Genomic DNA, 14,594 nt, shown 5'->3' with positions numbered 1-14,594 from the left:
GGATCAGCCCCGCCGGGCGTCGACCAGGCGGTCGGCGTGCACGGCCGCGACGGCCCGGTGCGACGGGAGGATGCGGCGGCGCTCGTCGTCCGCGTCGCCCTTGCCCGCGACCAGGTCCAGGAAGCGGTCCAACTGGGTCGCCAGCGGCTCGCGGGCGGTGACCAGCTCCGGGATCTCGATCACCGTCTGCTGGCGGTAGCCGCGGCCCTCGGGGTCCGAGTCGTGCGAGATGTGCCGGTAGATGGTCACGTCGCGGCGCAGCAGGTCGACCTCGATGGTGCGCTCGAGCTCCTGGATCGTCAGGGACCGCACCTTGCGCTGCCCGAGCCTGCTGGCCGAGATCGTGGCGATCCCGCCGGCGGGGAAGGTGAGCAGCGCGTCCACCACGTCCTCGGCGCCCGGGACGGACTGGGGGTGGAACTGGGCGATGCCGGCGGCGACCCGCTCGGGCTCGGCGCCGCCGAAGCACTGGACCGCCAGGTCGACGTCGTGCACCAGCAGGTCCCACGCGACCCCGGTGCGGATGCGCGGCGCGTAGGGCGAGTGCCGCGCGGCGGAGACGTAGACCGGCTCCTCCAGCATGCCGAGGGCGGTCATGACGGCCGGGTTGTAGCGCTCCAGCAGGCCGCACACGACCGGCAGGCCCTTCGACTCGGCGAGTGCCAGGACCTCCTCGGTCTGCGGGAGGCTCGCGCACACCGGCTTCTCCACCAGCAGCGGCTTGCCCTTCTCCAGCACCTCCAGGGCGAGGCCGTGGTGGCTCTCGGTGCTCGACGCGAGGACCACCGCGTCGATCCCGTCGAGGTCGCCCATCTCCGGCGACCACGTCGTGTCGTACTTGCCGGCGACGGTCCGGCCGATCTCCTCGCGCGGGTCGACGATCAGCGCGAGTTCGCAGCGCTCGCTCTGGGCGATGACCCGGGCGTGCAGCGATCCCATCGAGCCGACGCCGACGACGGCGATCCGCGGCAGCGCGCTCATGCTCCCAGCACCTCCCGGACGGTGGTGACGATCGTGTCGAGGTCGGCCTCGGTGAGCTTGGGGTGCACGGGCAGCGACAGCGCCTGGCGGGCGACCCGCTCGGCGACCGGCACGTCCGAGGCGATGACGTTCGGGTTGTCCCGGTAGCAGTCGTAGTCGAACACCGCCTTCGGGTAGTAGATCCCGTTGCCGATGCCCTTCTCGGTGAGCTTCGCCGCGAACTCGTCGCGGCCGACCGCGGCGTCGTCCGTGACGAGCACGGTGTACTGGTGCCACACGTGGGTGCGACCGGGCAGGACCGGGGGCACGCGCAGGCCGGTGATGTCGGCCAGGCCCTTCGACAGCGCCTCGGCGTTGCGCCGGCGGGCGTCGGTGATGGTCTCCAGCTGTTCGAGCTGGGGGATGCCGATGGCCGCGTGCACGTCGGTCATCCGGTAGTTGTGGCCGGCGACCTCGTACTGGTAGCGCTGCCGCATCCCCTGGTTGCGCAGCACCCGCAGCCGGTCGGCGAGCACGTCGTCACCGGTGGTGATGACGCCGCCCTCGGCGGTGGTGATGTTCTTGGTCGCGTAGAGCGAGAAGCAGCCGAGCCCGTAGCTCCCCGCCGCGCGGCCCTCGTAGGTGGCCCCGACGGCCTGCGCGGCGTCCTCGACGATGGCGAGCCCGTGCTGCTCCGCCAGCGGGACCAGCGCGCCCATGTCGGCCATCTGCCCGTAGAGGTGCACGGGCATCAGGACCTTGGTGCGCGGGGTCACGGCCGCGGCGACCGCCGCCGGGTCGAGGCAGAAGTCGTCGTCGCGGATGTCCGCGAAGCGCGCGGTCGCACCCGCCTCCAGGATCGCGTTGAGCGTGGCGACGAAGGTGAACGGCGAGGTGACCACCTCGTCACCCGGCTGGAGGTCGAGCACCTGGAGGCTGGCCACCAGGGCGGTCGTCCCGTTGTTCACGGCGACCGCGTGCGGCACGCCCGCGACCCCGGTGAACGCGTCCTCGAACCGCTTGACCATCGGTCCCTGCGCGATCGCTCCCGACCGCAGCACTTGGAGGACCAACTGCTCGGCGGCAGCTACGTCAACGACAGTAATCGGGATCATGCAGCGCTCTCTCGCCTTCACGAAGCCACACCCGCGGACCCCGGTAGAGTGCTGCGCGGCCCGCATTGCGCCGCCACGGTACCCCGTACCGACCCGCGGCCACCGGCGCGGACCACATCCCGATCAGGACGGACGTCTGTGGTCAACCACATTCACCCCACCGCGGTAGTAGGCGCAGGTGTGGAACTCGGGGACGGCATCACCATCGGCCCGGGGGCCGTCGTCCTCGGCCCCGCGGTCGTCGAGGACGGCTGCTGGATCGGCCCCCACTGCGTGATCGGCACGCCGCCCGAGATCACCTCGGAACCGCACAACCGGGCGTGGGACGGTGAACTCGCCCACGCGGGCGTGCACCTCGGCGAGGGCGTCACGGTGCGCGAGCTGAGCACCGTCCACCAGGGCAGCCACCGGCCCACCTCGATCGGCGCGGGCACGTGGCTGCTGAACCGCGCGTACGTCGCGCACGACTGCGCGGTGGGAGCCGGGGTGACGCTGTCGGCGGGCGTGTCGCTCGGCGGGCACGTCCGGGTGGGCGACGGCGTGAACCTGGGCATGAACGCGGTCGTGCACCAGCGCCGCGTCGTGGGCCCGCTCTCGATGGTGGGCATGGGCGCGGTCGTGTCGCGGGACGTGCCCCCGTTCGCGAAGGCGTTCGGCGGGCCGGTGCGGCTGCGGGGCGTCAACGCGGTCGGGATGAGCCGCGCGGGGTTCGGCGAGGCGGCGATCCGCGCGCTGGCGGACGCCTACGCCCGGTCCGAGGTGCCCGCCGACCTGCCCGAGGAGCTGCGGGAGGCGTTCGCGTGGTGGGCCGAGGCGGAACCGGCCAAGCCGCTCGCCGCGGCCCACCACGCCTGAGCGGTCGTCAGAACCAGCGCTCCAGCACCTGCGCCACCCCGTCCTCCGCACTGCTCGCGGTGACCTCGTCGGCCACCGCGAGCGCGTCGGCGTGGCCGTTGGCCATCGCGACGCCGTGGCCCGCCCACCTGAGCATCGGCACGTCGTTGGGCATGTCGCCGAAGGCGAGCACGTCGGCGGCGGCGACGCCCAGGCGGTCGGCGACCGCGGCGAGCCCGGTGGCCTTGGTCACGCCGGGCGCGGCGAACTCCAGCAGGCCCTCGTCGGTCGACCAGGTCATCGCGACCGAGTCCCCGACGAGCGGGCCGGCCGCGCGCGCCATCTCGTCCGACGTCATCCCGGGATGCCTGACCAGCAGTTTCACCGCGGGCTTGCCGAGCAGCTGGGCGCGCTGGTGGCCGGGCAGCGGCTGCGCGCCCTCCTCCCACGGGTGCAGGTAGCGCTCGTCGGCGATGAACTCCGCCCTGCCCGGGTCGCGGGCGCTCCCGCCGAGCCGCTCGGAGGCCATGGAGCAGCCGGGGAGCGCCTCGTCGAGCACCGCCGCGAGGTCGGTGAGCTGCACGGGCGTGAGCAGCTCGGCCGAGACGACGCGGTCGGCGCCGATGTCGTAGAGCACCGCCCCGTTGGAGCACACGGCGTACCCGGTCAGGCCGGCCGCGTCGGCGACGACCGGCACCCAGCGCGGTGGGCGGCCGGTGGACAGGACGAACGGGACGCCCTCCGCGAGCACGCGACCGACCGTGGCGGCGGTGCGGGGGCTCACCCCGCCGAGGGGGGTGAGCAGGGTGCCGTCGACGTCGGATGCCACAAGGGATGGTCTCTGCACACCCCCCATGGTGCCCGTCGGATACCGTCGCGAGGTGCGCACTGGGATTGTGATCCTGCCCGAACACCGCTGGTGGATGGCCGAGCACAAGTGGAAGGCCGCCGAGGAGTACGGCTTCCACCACGCCTGGACCTACGACCACATGGGGTGGCGGTCGCTGGTGGACGGACCGTGGTTCGGCGCCGTGCCGACGCTCGCCGCGGCGGCCGCGGCGACCTCCCGCATCCGCCTGGGCACCTACGTCGCGTCGCCGAACTTCCGCCACCCGGTGCCGTTCGCGCGGGACCTGCTGGCCCTGGACGACCAGTCCGACGGTCGCTTCACGCTCGGCGTCGGCGCGGGCGGGTCCGGGTACGACACGCAGGTCATGGGCAACGAGCCACCGCGCAGCAGGCAGCACCGGTTCGAGGAGTTCGTGGGTGCGCTGGACCTGCTGCTGTCGCAGGACCGGACCTCGTTCAGCGGTGACTACTACGAGATCCACGACGCCCGCGGCCACCCGGGCTGCGTGCAGCGACCCCGGCTGCCGTTCGTGGTGGCCGCCAACGGGCCGAAGGCGATGGGGGTCGCCGCGAAGTACGGCACGGGGTGGGTCACCACCGGGCCGGAGACCGAGGACGAGGGCGCGTGGTGGCGTGGCGTGGCCGACATCACGGAGCGGTTCCGCGAAGTGCTCGCCGGGATCGGCCGGGCCAAGGAGTCGGTCGACTTCCACCTCAACGCCGACTCCTGCCCGGTGTACTCGCTGAGCAGCGTCGAGCACTTCCGCGACGTGGCCGGTCGTGCGCGCGAACTCGGGTTCACCGACCTGAACGTGCACTGGCCGCGCTCGGAGGGCGTGTACGCGGGCAGCGAGGCGGTGCTGGAGCGGGTCGCCTCCGACGTGCTGCCGGAACTCGTGGGCGGATAGCGTCTCCGCCGTGCGACGAGTCGTGGTGATCGGTGGCGGGATCGTCGGCCTGGCGACCGCCCGGGAGCTGGTGCGGCGCGGTCACGAGGTGGTGGTCCTGGAGAAGGAGCGGCGCTGGGCCGCGCACCAGACCGGGCACAACAGCAACGTGGTGCACGCCGGGCTCTACTACCGGCCGGGGTCGCTGAAGGCGCGGATGTCCGTGGCGGGCAACGCCTCGATCGTGGCCTACGCGCGGGAGCGCGGCGTGCCGGTGGAGGTGTGCGGCAAGCTGGTCGTCGCCACGTCGGCCGACGAGCTGCCCCGGCTGGAGGCGCTGGCCGAGCGGGCGACCGCGAACGGCGTGCCGGCGCGGCGGGTGTCCGCGGCCGAGGCGCGCGAGTACGAGCCGGAGGTCGCCGCGGTCGCCGCGCTGCGCGTGGAGAGCACCGGCGTCATCGACTTCCCCGCCGTGTGCGACGCGCTGGTGCGCGAGCTGGGCGAGCAGGACCTGCGGCCGGGCACGCCCGCGCTGGGCATCCGGCGGGCCCTGTCGGGCGGCGGCGTCGAGGTCGCCACGCCGAGCGACGTGGTGCGGGCGGACGCGCTGGTGAACTGCGCGGGCCTGCACAGCGACCGGGTGGCGCGGCTGGCGGGCGTGGAGCCGTCCGCGACGATCGTGCCGTTCCGCGGCGAGTACTACGAGCTGCGGCCCGACCGGAGGCACCTGGTGCGCGGCCTGGTCTACCCGGTGCCGGACCCGGCGCTGCCGTTCCTGGGCGTGCACCTGACCCGGATGCTCGACGGCAGCGTGCACGCCGGGCCGAACGCGGTGCTCGCGCTGCACCGCGAGGGATACCGGTGGCGGGACGTCTCGCTCCGCGACGTGCTCGACGTGGCCCGGTTCCCCGGCACGTGGGAGCTGGCGCGCCGGTTCGCCCGCACCGGCGCCGAGGAGGTGCTGCGGTCGCTGTCGCGGCGGCGGTTCGCGGCGAGCCTGGCCCGGCTGGTGCCCGCGGTCGGCGAGGACGACCTGGTGCGCGCCGGGGCGGGTGTGCGGGCGCAGGCGATGCGCGCCGACGGGTCGCTGGTCGACGACTTCCTGATCGACACCGCGCCGCGGCAGGTGCACGTGCTCAACGCGCCCTCGCCCGCCGCGACGTCGGCCCTGGAGATCGGCCGGCACGTGGCCGACACGGTGCTTTCCACGGTTGAGTGACCCCGATCGGGCAAGACCACCGGCACGTGGTGATAATCCGGTGTTTCGCGATCGCCACCCTGGAGATGCCCATGCGCACCCTTGCCCACAGCGAGTACCTCGCCATGCGGCGTTTCCCGGCGCTCGACGGCATGCGCGCCATCGCGGCCGCCATGGTGGTCTTCTTCCACTATGCCGGCCCGACCTGGGTGTCGCTGAACGGCTGGATCGGCGTGCACATGTTCTTCGTGCTGTCCGGCTACCTGATCACCACGCTGGCCGTGCGCGAGCAGGACCGCACCGGGCGGCTGTCGATCCGCGACTTCTACCTGCGGCGGCTGTTCCGCATCATGCCCGTCTACTACGTGGTGCTGGCCCTGGTCGTGGTGTTCGCGCTGGTCCGCGACGAGTTCGTGACGAGCGGGCTGGCCGGTGTGCTCCCCGAGTACCTGACCTTCACCAACGAGTGGGCGCCACCCGGTCAGGTGTTCGGCCAGTCCTGGACCCTGGGTGTCGAGCAGAAGTTCTACGTCGTGTGGCCCCTTCTGCTGACGGCGCTCGGCGCGCTGGCGCTGGCCTGGCGGGCGTCCGCGACCGTCGGGCTGCTCGGGTTGGCCGTGATCGGCCACTTCGCGATGCCGCCGCAGTTCAGCTCGGCCGCCTACTACATGATCCTGTTCGGCTGCCTGCTGGCGTTCGTGCTGCACAGCCCCAAGGGGTTCGCGGTGCTCCGCCCGTTCACGCACCCGCTGGCGGCGATCCCCGTCGTGGCCGCGCTGGTCCTGATCCAGGTGAACATGGACGTGCTGGGCGTCCCCGCCGGCGGCCTCCCCGCGGTCGCCGGGTACGGCGTCGCCGTGGCCCTGCTGGTGGTGTCGACGCTGCGGCCGGGCCCGGTGCAGCGGGCGCTGTCGATCGCCCCGATGCGGTTCGTCGGCGAGCGGTCGTACTCCCTCTACCTCGTCCAGGGGATCGCCGGGACCGTCGTGATGCTGAGCGTGCCCGCCTTCGGGGCGCACCGGACCGCGACCGGTGTCGCCGTGACGATCGTGTCGCTGCTGATGGCCGACCTGCTGTTCCGGTGGGTCGAGCAGCCGATGATCGAATTCGGCCGGAAGGTGGTCTCCCGGCCGCGGGCAGAGCAGGCCCCGGCCACCGTGGAACAGCGGCCGGAGCCCGTCATCGCCGCGGAGCCCGCCGTCGCTAGCCGGCCGGCTTGAGCACGTCCAGGCCGCCGAGGTACGGCCGGAGCGCCTGCGGGACGACGACCGAGCCGTCGGCCTGCTGGTGGTTCTCCAGGATCGCCACGAGCCAGCGGGTGGTGGCGAGGGTGCCGTTGAGCGTGGCGGCGATCTGCGGCTTGCCGTTCTCGTCGCGGTAGCGGATGTTGAGCCGCCGCGCCTGGAACGTGGTGCAGTTCGACGTCGAGGTCAGCTCCCGGTACGCCCGCTGGCTCGGGACCCACGCCTCGCAGTCGAACTTGCGGGCCGCGCTGCTGCCCAGGTCGCCCGCCGCCGTGTCGATCACCCGGTAGGGCACCTCGACCTTGGCGAGCATCTCCTCCTCCCAGGCCAGCAGCCTGGCGTGCTCGGCCTCGGCGTCCTCCGGCTTGACGTAGGAGAACATCTCGACCTTGTTGAACTGGTGCACGCGGATGATGCCGCGGGTGTCCTTGCCGTACGAGCCGGCCTCGCGGCGGTAGCACGACGACCAGCCCGCGTAGCGCTTCTCGCCGTCGAGGATCTCGTCGGCGTGGTAGCCGGCCAGCGGCACCTCCGACGTGCCGACCAGGTACAGGTCGTCCTGCTCCAGCCGGTAGATCTCGCTCGCGTGCGAGCCGAGGAACCCGGTGCCGGCCATGACCTCCGGGCGGACCAGGGTCGGCGTGATCATCAGGCTGAAGCCGGCCGCGGTGGCCTGGGCGACGGCCATGTTCAGCAGCGCGAGTTCGAGCTGCGCGCCGATGCCGGTGAGGAAGTAGAACCGCGAGCCCGAGACCTTGGCGCCGCGCTCCATGTCGATCGCGCGGAGCCTCGTGCCGAGGTCCAGGTGGTCCTTGGGCTCGAAGTCGAACTCGCGCGGGGTGCCGACGTGCTTGAGCACGACGTAGTCGTCCTCGCCGCCCTCGGGGGCGTCGGGGTGGACGACGTTCGGGATGGCGCGGTGCAGCTCGGTCAGCTCGGCCTCGGCGGCGGACTGCTCCGCCTCGGCGGCCTTGACCCCGGCGGCCAGCTCCTTGCCCCGGGCCAGCAGCGCCTCGCGCTCCTCGCCCTTGGCGCGGCCGACCTGCTTGCCGAACGACTTCTGCTCGCCGCGCAGCGCGTCCGCGCGGGCCACGGCGGCCCGGCGGCGCTCGTCGGCGGACAGCAGCGCGTCGACCACGGCGTCGTCTTCGCCACGAGCGCGTTGCGACGCGCGGACGGCTTCCGGGTTCTCGCGCAGAGCCTTGAGGTCAATCACACGGAGCAGGGTAGTACCCGCTCCACCGGAGCCCCATACGGATTGTCGGACCCGTGGGGCAGGATGCGCGCGTGGTCGATCGAGATGACACCCCGGACCTGCCCGCCGAGCGCCTGGAGGAGGTCGAGGAGTTCGCGCGGGGCCTGGTGCACGGCGGGTTCACCTCGTTGGAGGACGCCGTGGACGACGTGGGCGACTACTTCGAGGAGGACGACGGCGTGACGGGCGCGGTCGCGCGGTCCGTGGTCGAGCGGGTGTGGCGGGAGCGGGCAGAGGAGCAGGCCGGGTGGCCCGCGACGACGGACGTGGACCGGCTGCTCGCCGCGTTCGACGCGCTGGAGGGCGACGGGATCGTGGCGCGCGCCGACTTCACGTGCTGCCAGACGTGCGGGCACGCCGAGATCGGCGACGAGGTCGACCCGGGGGTGGGCGACGCGCGCGGGTACGTGTTCTTCCACCGGCAGGACACCGAGGCCGCCGTGGCGGACGGCGGCGTGTACCTGGCGTTCGGCTCCTTCGGCGAGGTCGCGGACCACGCCGCCGCCGACGAGGCCGTGGCGCGCGAGGTCGTCACCGCGCTCACCTCGGCCGGCCTGCCGGTCGAGTGGAACGGGTCGGTGCGCACCCGCATCAAGGTCGGCCCGATGGCCTGGCGGAAGCGCCTGCCCGTCGGCTGAACAGCGGAAAGGGGGGCGCGCCCGGCTCGCGGGCACGCCCCCCCTTCGCGCGGTCGACCCGCTAGGAGATGGCGACGGCGACCACGAGGCCCAGGGCGACGTGGGCCGCGGCCACGACGACGCTCGCCGGGGCGAAGCGGTCGGACTCGATGAGCGAGCCGATGTCGAGCCGGGTCACCCACTCCAGCAGCCGCACGGCGAGCACCTGGACGACGATGCCGACGATGCCGAAGATCAGCGCCGACAGCAGGCCCTCGGCGAGCTTGCCGGCCGAGCTGTAGATGGCGACGACGATGATCAGCGCCATGCTGACCAGGCCGGCGGACGTGACGATGACCGCGTTCGGGGCCCCGTCGCGCACCAGGGTGCTCAGCTTGCCGGGCGTGGTCCAGTCGATGGCGTAGAAGCCGACGACCATCAGCACCGTGCCGACGATCGCGTACAGGGCGATCGCGCCGATGCCCTGGCCGATGGCCCCGCCGAAGCCGGGGTCCAACGCGAGGTTGGTGTTCACAGACCCTCCAGGGTGGTGTTCAGGTGTCGGGGATGGGCCGCCGGTGAAGGAGCCGGTGACACGGTTGCGGTGCTCATTCGACGATCCGGTGCGGCACGAACGCCGCGCCGTCGTCGGTGACCAGGCCGACGGTCTCGCGGATGCCGAGGCCCGCCGACGCGTCGCCGACGACCCACGCGCCGAGCGCCGGCCGGTAGCCGTCGAACTCGGGCAGCGGGTCGAACAGCTGGTAGACGAAGCCCTCCTTGCCGTAGACCCCGCCGGTCCGGGTCTCGTAGCCGGGGGCGACGATCTGGATGTTCGCGCCCTCCCGACCCAACCGGGGCTTCCGCACGTACTCCGTGAGGAGACCGGGGTCGTCGAGGAACGCGGGCAGGAGGTTGGGGTGGCCGGGGTACATCTCCCACAGCACCGCCAGCAGGGCCTTGTTGGAGAGCAGCATCTTCCACAGCGGCTCGATCCACAGGGTGCCGGGCAGGCTCTCCACGGCGTGGCGGCCGAACTGCTCGTCGACCACCCACTCCCACGGGTAGAGCTTCACGACGGTGCCCATCGGGGCGTCTTCCAGGTCGACGAACCGCGTGAGCAGCGAGTCCCAGCCGATCTCCTCGATGGCGAGGCCCACCGTGTCCATCCCGGCCTCGGCCGCCGTCTCCTGGAGGTAGGCGACGGTGACGTGGTCCTCGCCGGACGGGTCGGCGCCGGACCAGGTGAAGTGCAGCTCGTTGGACGGCAGCCCGGCGCCGACCTCGGCCCAGCGCTCGACGAGCTTCTCGTGGATCGAGTTCCACTGGTCGTCGTCCGGGAAGACGTCGGTCTTCCAGTTCCACTGGACGACCGACGCCTCCAGCAGCGAGGTGGGCGTGTCGGCGTTGTACTCCAGCAGCTTGGCCGGGCCGCCGCCGTCGTAGCGCAGGTCGAACCGCCCGTAGACGTGCGGGTCGCGGCGCTTCCACGACTCGGCGATCGCGGGCCACAGCCACTCCTGGATGCCGAAGTCGCGGTAGCGCTCGGTGAGCACCACGTTGTCGACTGCCTCCAGGCACAGGTTGTGCAGCAGCTCCACGTCCGCTTCGAGGGCGAGCACCTCGCTCATGTCGAAGACGTAGTGCGCCGACTCGTCCCAGTACGGGCGCGGACCGCCGTCGGCGTTCGTGGACGGCGAGCCGAACACCAGGCCCTGGTCGGAGACGGTGCGCTGCCAGTTCGGCCGCGGTGCGGAGGTCTCCCGGCGCACTCAGCTGCCCCCGCTCTTGCTGCCGCCGGAGACGCCGAAGCCGCCGCGCTGGATCGTCTTGCCGGACTTCGTGGTGACGTTCGCGCCCTTGGGGACGGTGTAGCTGCCGCCGCTGACCTTCTGGCCGACCGCCGCGGGCGCGGCGCCGTAGTGGTAGCGGTACGAGTTGCCGCCGATGTAGATGAAGCCGCCGCTGGTGTACCCGCCGTGCGAGCGCGCGTAGTTCTCGTCGCAGTACTGGTCCTCGACCACGACGCCGTCGTCCGTGCACTGCGCGGTGACCTCGTCGGGGCTGGACGCGGCGTACCAGATGGCCACCACGCCGACCACGCCGACGGTCACGCCACCGCCGATGAGCAGGCGCTTGCGCAGCTTCTTCCTGCGCTTCTCCTCGGCCTCGCGGGCCAACTCGGCCTGGCGCTGCTCCTCGATCGCCGCGGCGCGGGCGCGCTGCTCCGCGAGCGTCGGCGGCCTCGGCTTGGTCCGGCCGGGCTCCTGCCTGCGGATCTGACCGCGCCCGCCCGACTGGCCCTGCGGGGTCTGCCCCTGTCGGGGGCCGGACGGCGGCACGTACGGCGGCGTCGCGCCACCACCGGCCGGAGGTGTCGGTCCGTTGCCCGGTCCACCCGCGCCGCCCTGACCGGGCGTCGCGGCGTTGCCGGTGTTGTCGTTCTCAGTCATCAGCCACTCCCGGCGGGGACGGTACAGAGATCGGCCGCCATTTGGGTGACGAGTGTCCCAAAAGCAACACACTCCACCCGCCCGAAGGCGTCCACGGTCGGCACAGGCATCATGGAGTAGATGTCCATGAGCGCCCGCTGGTTTCGTCGAGCCGACACACTGGTCATGCTCGGCGCTTTCGCGAGCGCGTTCGCGCTGCTCGCGCTGAGCACCTTCACCTCCTGGCCGGTGGGTGCCGGCGGGGCGGCCGTCACCACGTCCACGCAGGTCAACCCCGTGCTGGAGGCCCAGGCGGGCGACTGCCTGAACTGGACGCGCAAGGACCTGACCGACGTCGCCAAGGTCGACTGCGCCGCCCAGCACCTGTTCGAGGTGACGGGAGTCGCAGACATCTCGGCCTCGCACGGCCCCCAGGCGCCCTTCCCGGACGACGCCGCGTGGCAGCGGATCAGCCAGGACAACTGCACGCAGCTGTCGCTGGCGTACCTCGGGAACAAGTTCGACCCGTTCGGGAAGTACACCGTCGGCCCGCTCAACCCGGGCGAGCGGCTGTGGGCGGGCGGGCAGCGCACGCTGCGCTGCGGGCTCCAGGTCGCCGGTCCGGCGGGCGGGCTGCTGCCGGCCTTCGGCACGGCGCGCACCCAGGACCAGTCGGACGTGTACGACCCGGGCGTGTGCCTGGGCATCACCGAGGCGCTGGGCGTGGGCGACCCGGTGGAGTGCGCGAAACCCCACACGTTCGAGATCGTCGGCGTCGTGCCGCTGCCGCCGGGCGACTACCCGTCACCGGACGCGCAGGACGAGCTGATGGCGGACGAGTGCGCCCGGATCGCCGCCGAGTACACCGGCGGCGTGGACCTCAAGGCCCGGGGCCTCATCGTGTCCTGGGACACGCGGGCCCCCGAGAGCTGGGCGGCGGGCTCGCGCCTGGCGAACTGCAAGATCGGCGCGGTGCCCGTGGAGGGCGGCCTGGCGGCGTGGGAGGGTTCCGTCCGCAACCCCGACGCCCCGCCGCTGACCACCTCGAACCCGCCGCAGACGACCGCCGTGCAGCAGGAGGAGGCCACCGGCGCGCCGCTGCACTCCCAGTCGAACACCAGCTCGGAGGCCCCGCCGTCGTCGGGCGCGTCGGAACCGACGTCGGCCTCGGCCACGACCACCACGGCGACCACGACGACGACGAGGTGATCGCGTGCCGGTGGAGATGTCCCGTCAGCGCTTCGAGGAACTGGTGGGCGAGGCGCTCGACCTGATCCCGCCCGAGTTCGCGACGGCGATGGACAACGTGGTCGTCCTGGTCGAGGACCGGCACCCGGAGGAGCCGGGCCTGCTGGGCCTGTACCACGGCATAGCCCTGCCGCTGAGGACCACGGACTACGGCGGCGTCCTGCCGGACCGGATCACGATCTACCGCGAGGCGCTGCTCGACTACTGCTCGTCCGAGGACGAGGTGGTCGACGAGGTGGCGGTGACCGTGGTGCACGAGATCGCGCACCACTTCGGCATCGACGACGACAAGCTGCACGAACTGGGCTGGGGCTGATCGTCCCCCGCGGGGCCGGGTCGGCGGCGTCGGCCGGGTCGGCCGCTAGGCGACCACGTCGACGCCCGTCCACGAGGTGCAGCGCCACCCGTCGCCGGTGTCCTCCAGCACGACCCGGCCCGTGTTGGGCAGCAGCCCCGCCTCGGCGATCGCCGGGTGCACGTTGACCGCCAGCGCGAGGGCCGCCATCCGCAGCGACGCGCCGTGGCCGACCAGGACGACGGTGTCGGCGTCGTCGTGCCCCGCGGTGATGTCCCGGACCGCCCGCAGGTAGCGGTCGAGGACCTGGCGGCCGGTCTCGCCGCCCGGCAGCGGCACGTGCAGGGCGCCCTCGGCCCACTGCTTCACCACGGCGATGAAGACCTCGAACGCCTCGCGGTCGTGCCGGCCCTCCAGGTCGCCGCAGAAGATCTCCTGCACGCCGTCGACGACCCGCACCTCCAGGCCGTGCGCGGCGGCGACGGGGGCCGCGGTCTGCTGCGCGCGGATCGCCGTGCTGGCGTAGACGGCGGCGACCGGCTCGCCGGCCAGGGCCTCGGCCAGCGCGGCGGCCTGGACGACCCCGGCCTCGGTGAGCGGCGGACCCGGTGGCAGCGAGTCCAGCGCCATCTTCACGTTCGACGACGTCTCACCGTGCCGGACCATGATCAGCTTCACGCGCCGCGCCCCCTCCGCACGTCGGACAGCCACTCGGCCGCCGCCACGAACTCCTCGTTGCCCGCGACCGGGCCGCCCGGCTCGGCCTTCGGGTACGAGCCGAGGAACCGGGTCTCCGGGCAGTGCCGGTGCAGCGCGGCCAGCGCGTCGCCCACCCCGGGCTCGGACACGTGCCCGTCGAGGTCGATGTAGAACCGGTACTCGCCGAGCCTGCCCTTGGTGGGCCGCGACTCGATGCGGGTCAGGTTGATGCCGCGCAGCGCCAGCTCCGCCAGCAGGTCCGCCAGCACGCCGACGCGGTCGGGCGCCGTGCACACCACCGACGTGCGGTCGTGGCCGGTCGGCTCGGGCAGCGCGCCGGGCGGGCGCACGACCAGGAACCGCGTCTTCGCGTCGCGCACGTCGGCCACGTCGGTGGCCAGCACCTCCAGCGGGTAGTGCCGCACCGCCACGGGCGCGCTCACCGCCGCGTCGAAGTCGCCGTTCAGCACGGCCCGCGCGGCGGCGGCGGTGGACGCCGTGCTCACCACCTCGGCGGACGGCAGGTGCTCGGCCAGCCAGTGCCGGACCTGGGCCAGCGCGTGCGGGTGGCTGGCGACCGTGCGGACCCGCCCGTGACCGGGCCGGGCGAGCACGCTGAACCGCACCGGCAGCACCGCCTCCGCGACGGCGACCAGGGGCTCGCCCTCGGCCAGCGCGTCCATCGTGGCGGGCACCGCGCCCTCGACGGAGTTCTCCACCGGCACGCACGCCCACTGCGTCGCACCGGACCGCGCGGCGGCCAGCGCGGCGGGGACCGTGTCGAACGGCACGAGCTCCTCCTGCGGGGAGGCGAAGCCGCGTGCGGCCTGCTCGGTGAACGTTCCCTGCGGTCCGAAGTAGGCGAGCACGCCGCAACGATACGAGGCGCACCACCGGTGGTCGTCGTTGAGGCGAGGATCACCCGTCCGCCGGGTGGCCGCCCCCGTTCCGCAGCACGCGG

General features: G+C 73.0%; 16 protein-coding genes. 7 read left to right on the top strand and 9 right to left on the bottom strand.

Annotation, left to right across the window (positions count from 1 at the left end):
- Positions 1-3: 3 nt before the first annotated feature.
- Positions 4-981 (bottom strand): Gfo/Idh/MocA family protein, encoded by a 978-nt coding sequence (locus CKY47_RS04215; protein ID WP_306744255.1) that lies wholly within the window; start codon positions 979-981, stop codon positions 4-6.
- Positions 978-2,075, bottom strand: coding sequence for a DegT/DnrJ/EryC1/StrS family aminotransferase (locus CKY47_RS04210; protein WP_306744254.1), 1,098 nt, complete (start codon positions 2,073-2,075; stop codon positions 978-980). The genes CKY47_RS04215 and CKY47_RS04210 overlap by 4 nt, the downstream gene beginning before the upstream one ends.
- Before the next feature lie 180 nt (positions 2,076-2,255).
- Between CKY47_RS04210 and CKY47_RS04205 the strand changes: the two genes are divergently transcribed.
- Positions 2,256-2,930, top strand: a complete 675-nt coding sequence (locus CKY47_RS04205) for an LbetaH domain-containing protein (protein WP_306744253.1) — start codon at positions 2,256-2,258, stop codon at positions 2,928-2,930.
- 7 nt (positions 2,931-2,937) lie between these two features.
- Here CKY47_RS04205 and CKY47_RS04200 read toward each other — a convergent pair whose 3' ends face one another.
- Positions 2,938-3,756 (bottom strand): HAD family hydrolase, encoded by an 819-nt coding sequence (locus CKY47_RS04200; RefSeq protein ID WP_306744252.1) that lies wholly within the window; start codon positions 3,754-3,756, stop codon positions 2,938-2,940.
- A gap of 34 nt (positions 3,757-3,790) precedes the next feature.
- On the opposite strand from CKY47_RS04200, the gene CKY47_RS04195 reads away from it, so the two are divergent.
- The 3 genes from CKY47_RS04195 to CKY47_RS04185 all read left to right on the top strand — a co-directional run bounded on the left by CKY47_RS04195 (position 3,791) and on the right by CKY47_RS04185 (position 7,063).
- The gene (locus CKY47_RS04195) at positions 3,791-4,666 is read left to right on the top strand and encodes an LLM class flavin-dependent oxidoreductase (RefSeq protein ID WP_306744251.1); all 876 of its coding nucleotides are present in this window, start codon (positions 3,791-3,793) and stop codon (positions 4,664-4,666) included.
- A 10-nt stretch (positions 4,667-4,676) separates the two neighbouring features.
- Complete coding sequence (lhgO, locus tag CKY47_RS04190; protein ID WP_306744250.1) at positions 4,677-5,864, top strand: L-2-hydroxyglutarate dehydrogenase; 1,188 nt, start codon at positions 4,677-4,679, stop codon at positions 5,862-5,864.
- Positions 5,865-5,935: 71 nt separating this feature from the next.
- Entirely contained in the window at positions 5,936-7,063 is a 1,128-nt protein-coding gene (locus CKY47_RS04185) for an acyltransferase family protein (protein ID WP_306744249.1), read from the top strand.
- Here CKY47_RS04185 and serS read toward each other — a convergent pair.
- A complete protein-coding gene (gene serS, locus CKY47_RS04180; protein WP_306744248.1) occupies positions 7,047-8,303 on the bottom strand; it encodes a serine--tRNA ligase in 1,257 nt (418 codons plus the stop codon). The two genes, CKY47_RS04185 and serS, sit on opposite strands and share 17 nt — an antisense overlap.
- A gap of 71 nt (positions 8,304-8,374) precedes the next feature.
- Here serS and CKY47_RS04175 point away from each other — a divergent pair, with 71 nt between their 5' ends.
- Positions 8,375-8,980: a DUF6891 domain-containing protein gene (locus tag CKY47_RS04175; RefSeq protein WP_306744247.1), complete on the top strand. Its 606-nt coding sequence runs from the start codon at positions 8,375-8,377 to the stop codon at positions 8,978-8,980.
- A 61-nt stretch (positions 8,981-9,041) separates the two neighbouring features.
- Here CKY47_RS04175 and CKY47_RS04170 read toward each other — a convergent pair whose 3' ends face one another.
- The 3 genes from CKY47_RS04170 to CKY47_RS04160 all read right to left on the bottom strand — a co-directional run bounded on the left by CKY47_RS04170 (position 9,042) and on the right by CKY47_RS04160 (position 11,412).
- Complete coding sequence (locus tag CKY47_RS04170) at positions 9,042-9,494, bottom strand: DUF350 domain-containing protein (RefSeq protein WP_306744246.1); 453 nt, start codon at positions 9,492-9,494, stop codon at positions 9,042-9,044.
- A 73-nt stretch (positions 9,495-9,567) separates the two neighbouring features.
- On the bottom strand, positions 9,568-10,731 hold the full coding sequence (locus CKY47_RS04165; RefSeq protein WP_306744245.1) for a glutathionylspermidine synthase family protein: 1,164 nt from the start codon (positions 10,729-10,731) through the stop codon (positions 9,568-9,570).
- A complete protein-coding gene (locus CKY47_RS04160) occupies positions 10,732-11,412 on the bottom strand; it encodes a hypothetical protein (protein WP_306744244.1) in 681 nt (226 codons plus the stop codon).
- A 165-nt stretch (positions 11,413-11,577) separates the two neighbouring features.
- Here CKY47_RS04160 and CKY47_RS04155 point away from each other — a divergent pair, with 165 nt between their 5' ends.
- The gene (locus CKY47_RS04155; protein WP_306744243.1) at positions 11,578-12,600 is read left to right on the top strand and encodes a septum formation family protein; all 1,023 of its coding nucleotides are present in this window, start codon (positions 11,578-11,580) and stop codon (positions 12,598-12,600) included.
- 4 nt (positions 12,601-12,604) lie between these two features.
- Positions 12,605-12,955 (top strand): metallopeptidase family protein, encoded by a 351-nt coding sequence (locus CKY47_RS04150; protein ID WP_306744242.1) that lies wholly within the window; start codon positions 12,605-12,607, stop codon positions 12,953-12,955.
- A 45-nt stretch (positions 12,956-13,000) separates the two neighbouring features.
- On the opposite strand, the gene CKY47_RS04145 is transcribed toward CKY47_RS04150, so the two are convergent.
- Positions 13,001-13,612 (bottom strand): histidine phosphatase family protein, encoded by a 612-nt coding sequence (locus tag CKY47_RS04145; RefSeq protein WP_306744241.1) that lies wholly within the window; start codon positions 13,610-13,612, stop codon positions 13,001-13,003.
- Positions 13,609-14,502 (bottom strand): prephenate dehydratase, encoded by an 894-nt coding sequence (pheA, locus tag CKY47_RS04140; RefSeq protein WP_306744240.1) that lies wholly within the window; start codon positions 14,500-14,502, stop codon positions 13,609-13,611. Before pheA ends, CKY47_RS04145 begins: the two co-directional genes overlap by 4 nt.
- Positions 14,503-14,594 lie beyond the last annotated feature (92 nt).

The sequence above is a fragment of the Saccharothrix longispora genome, assembly GCF_030852425.1.
Taxonomy (GTDB): domain Bacteria; phylum Actinomycetota; class Actinomycetes; order Mycobacteriales; family Pseudonocardiaceae; genus Actinosynnema; species Actinosynnema longispora.
The sequence above is the reverse complement of the archived record's forward strand: the minus strand, read 5'-3'. Positions and strand labels throughout refer to the sequence as shown.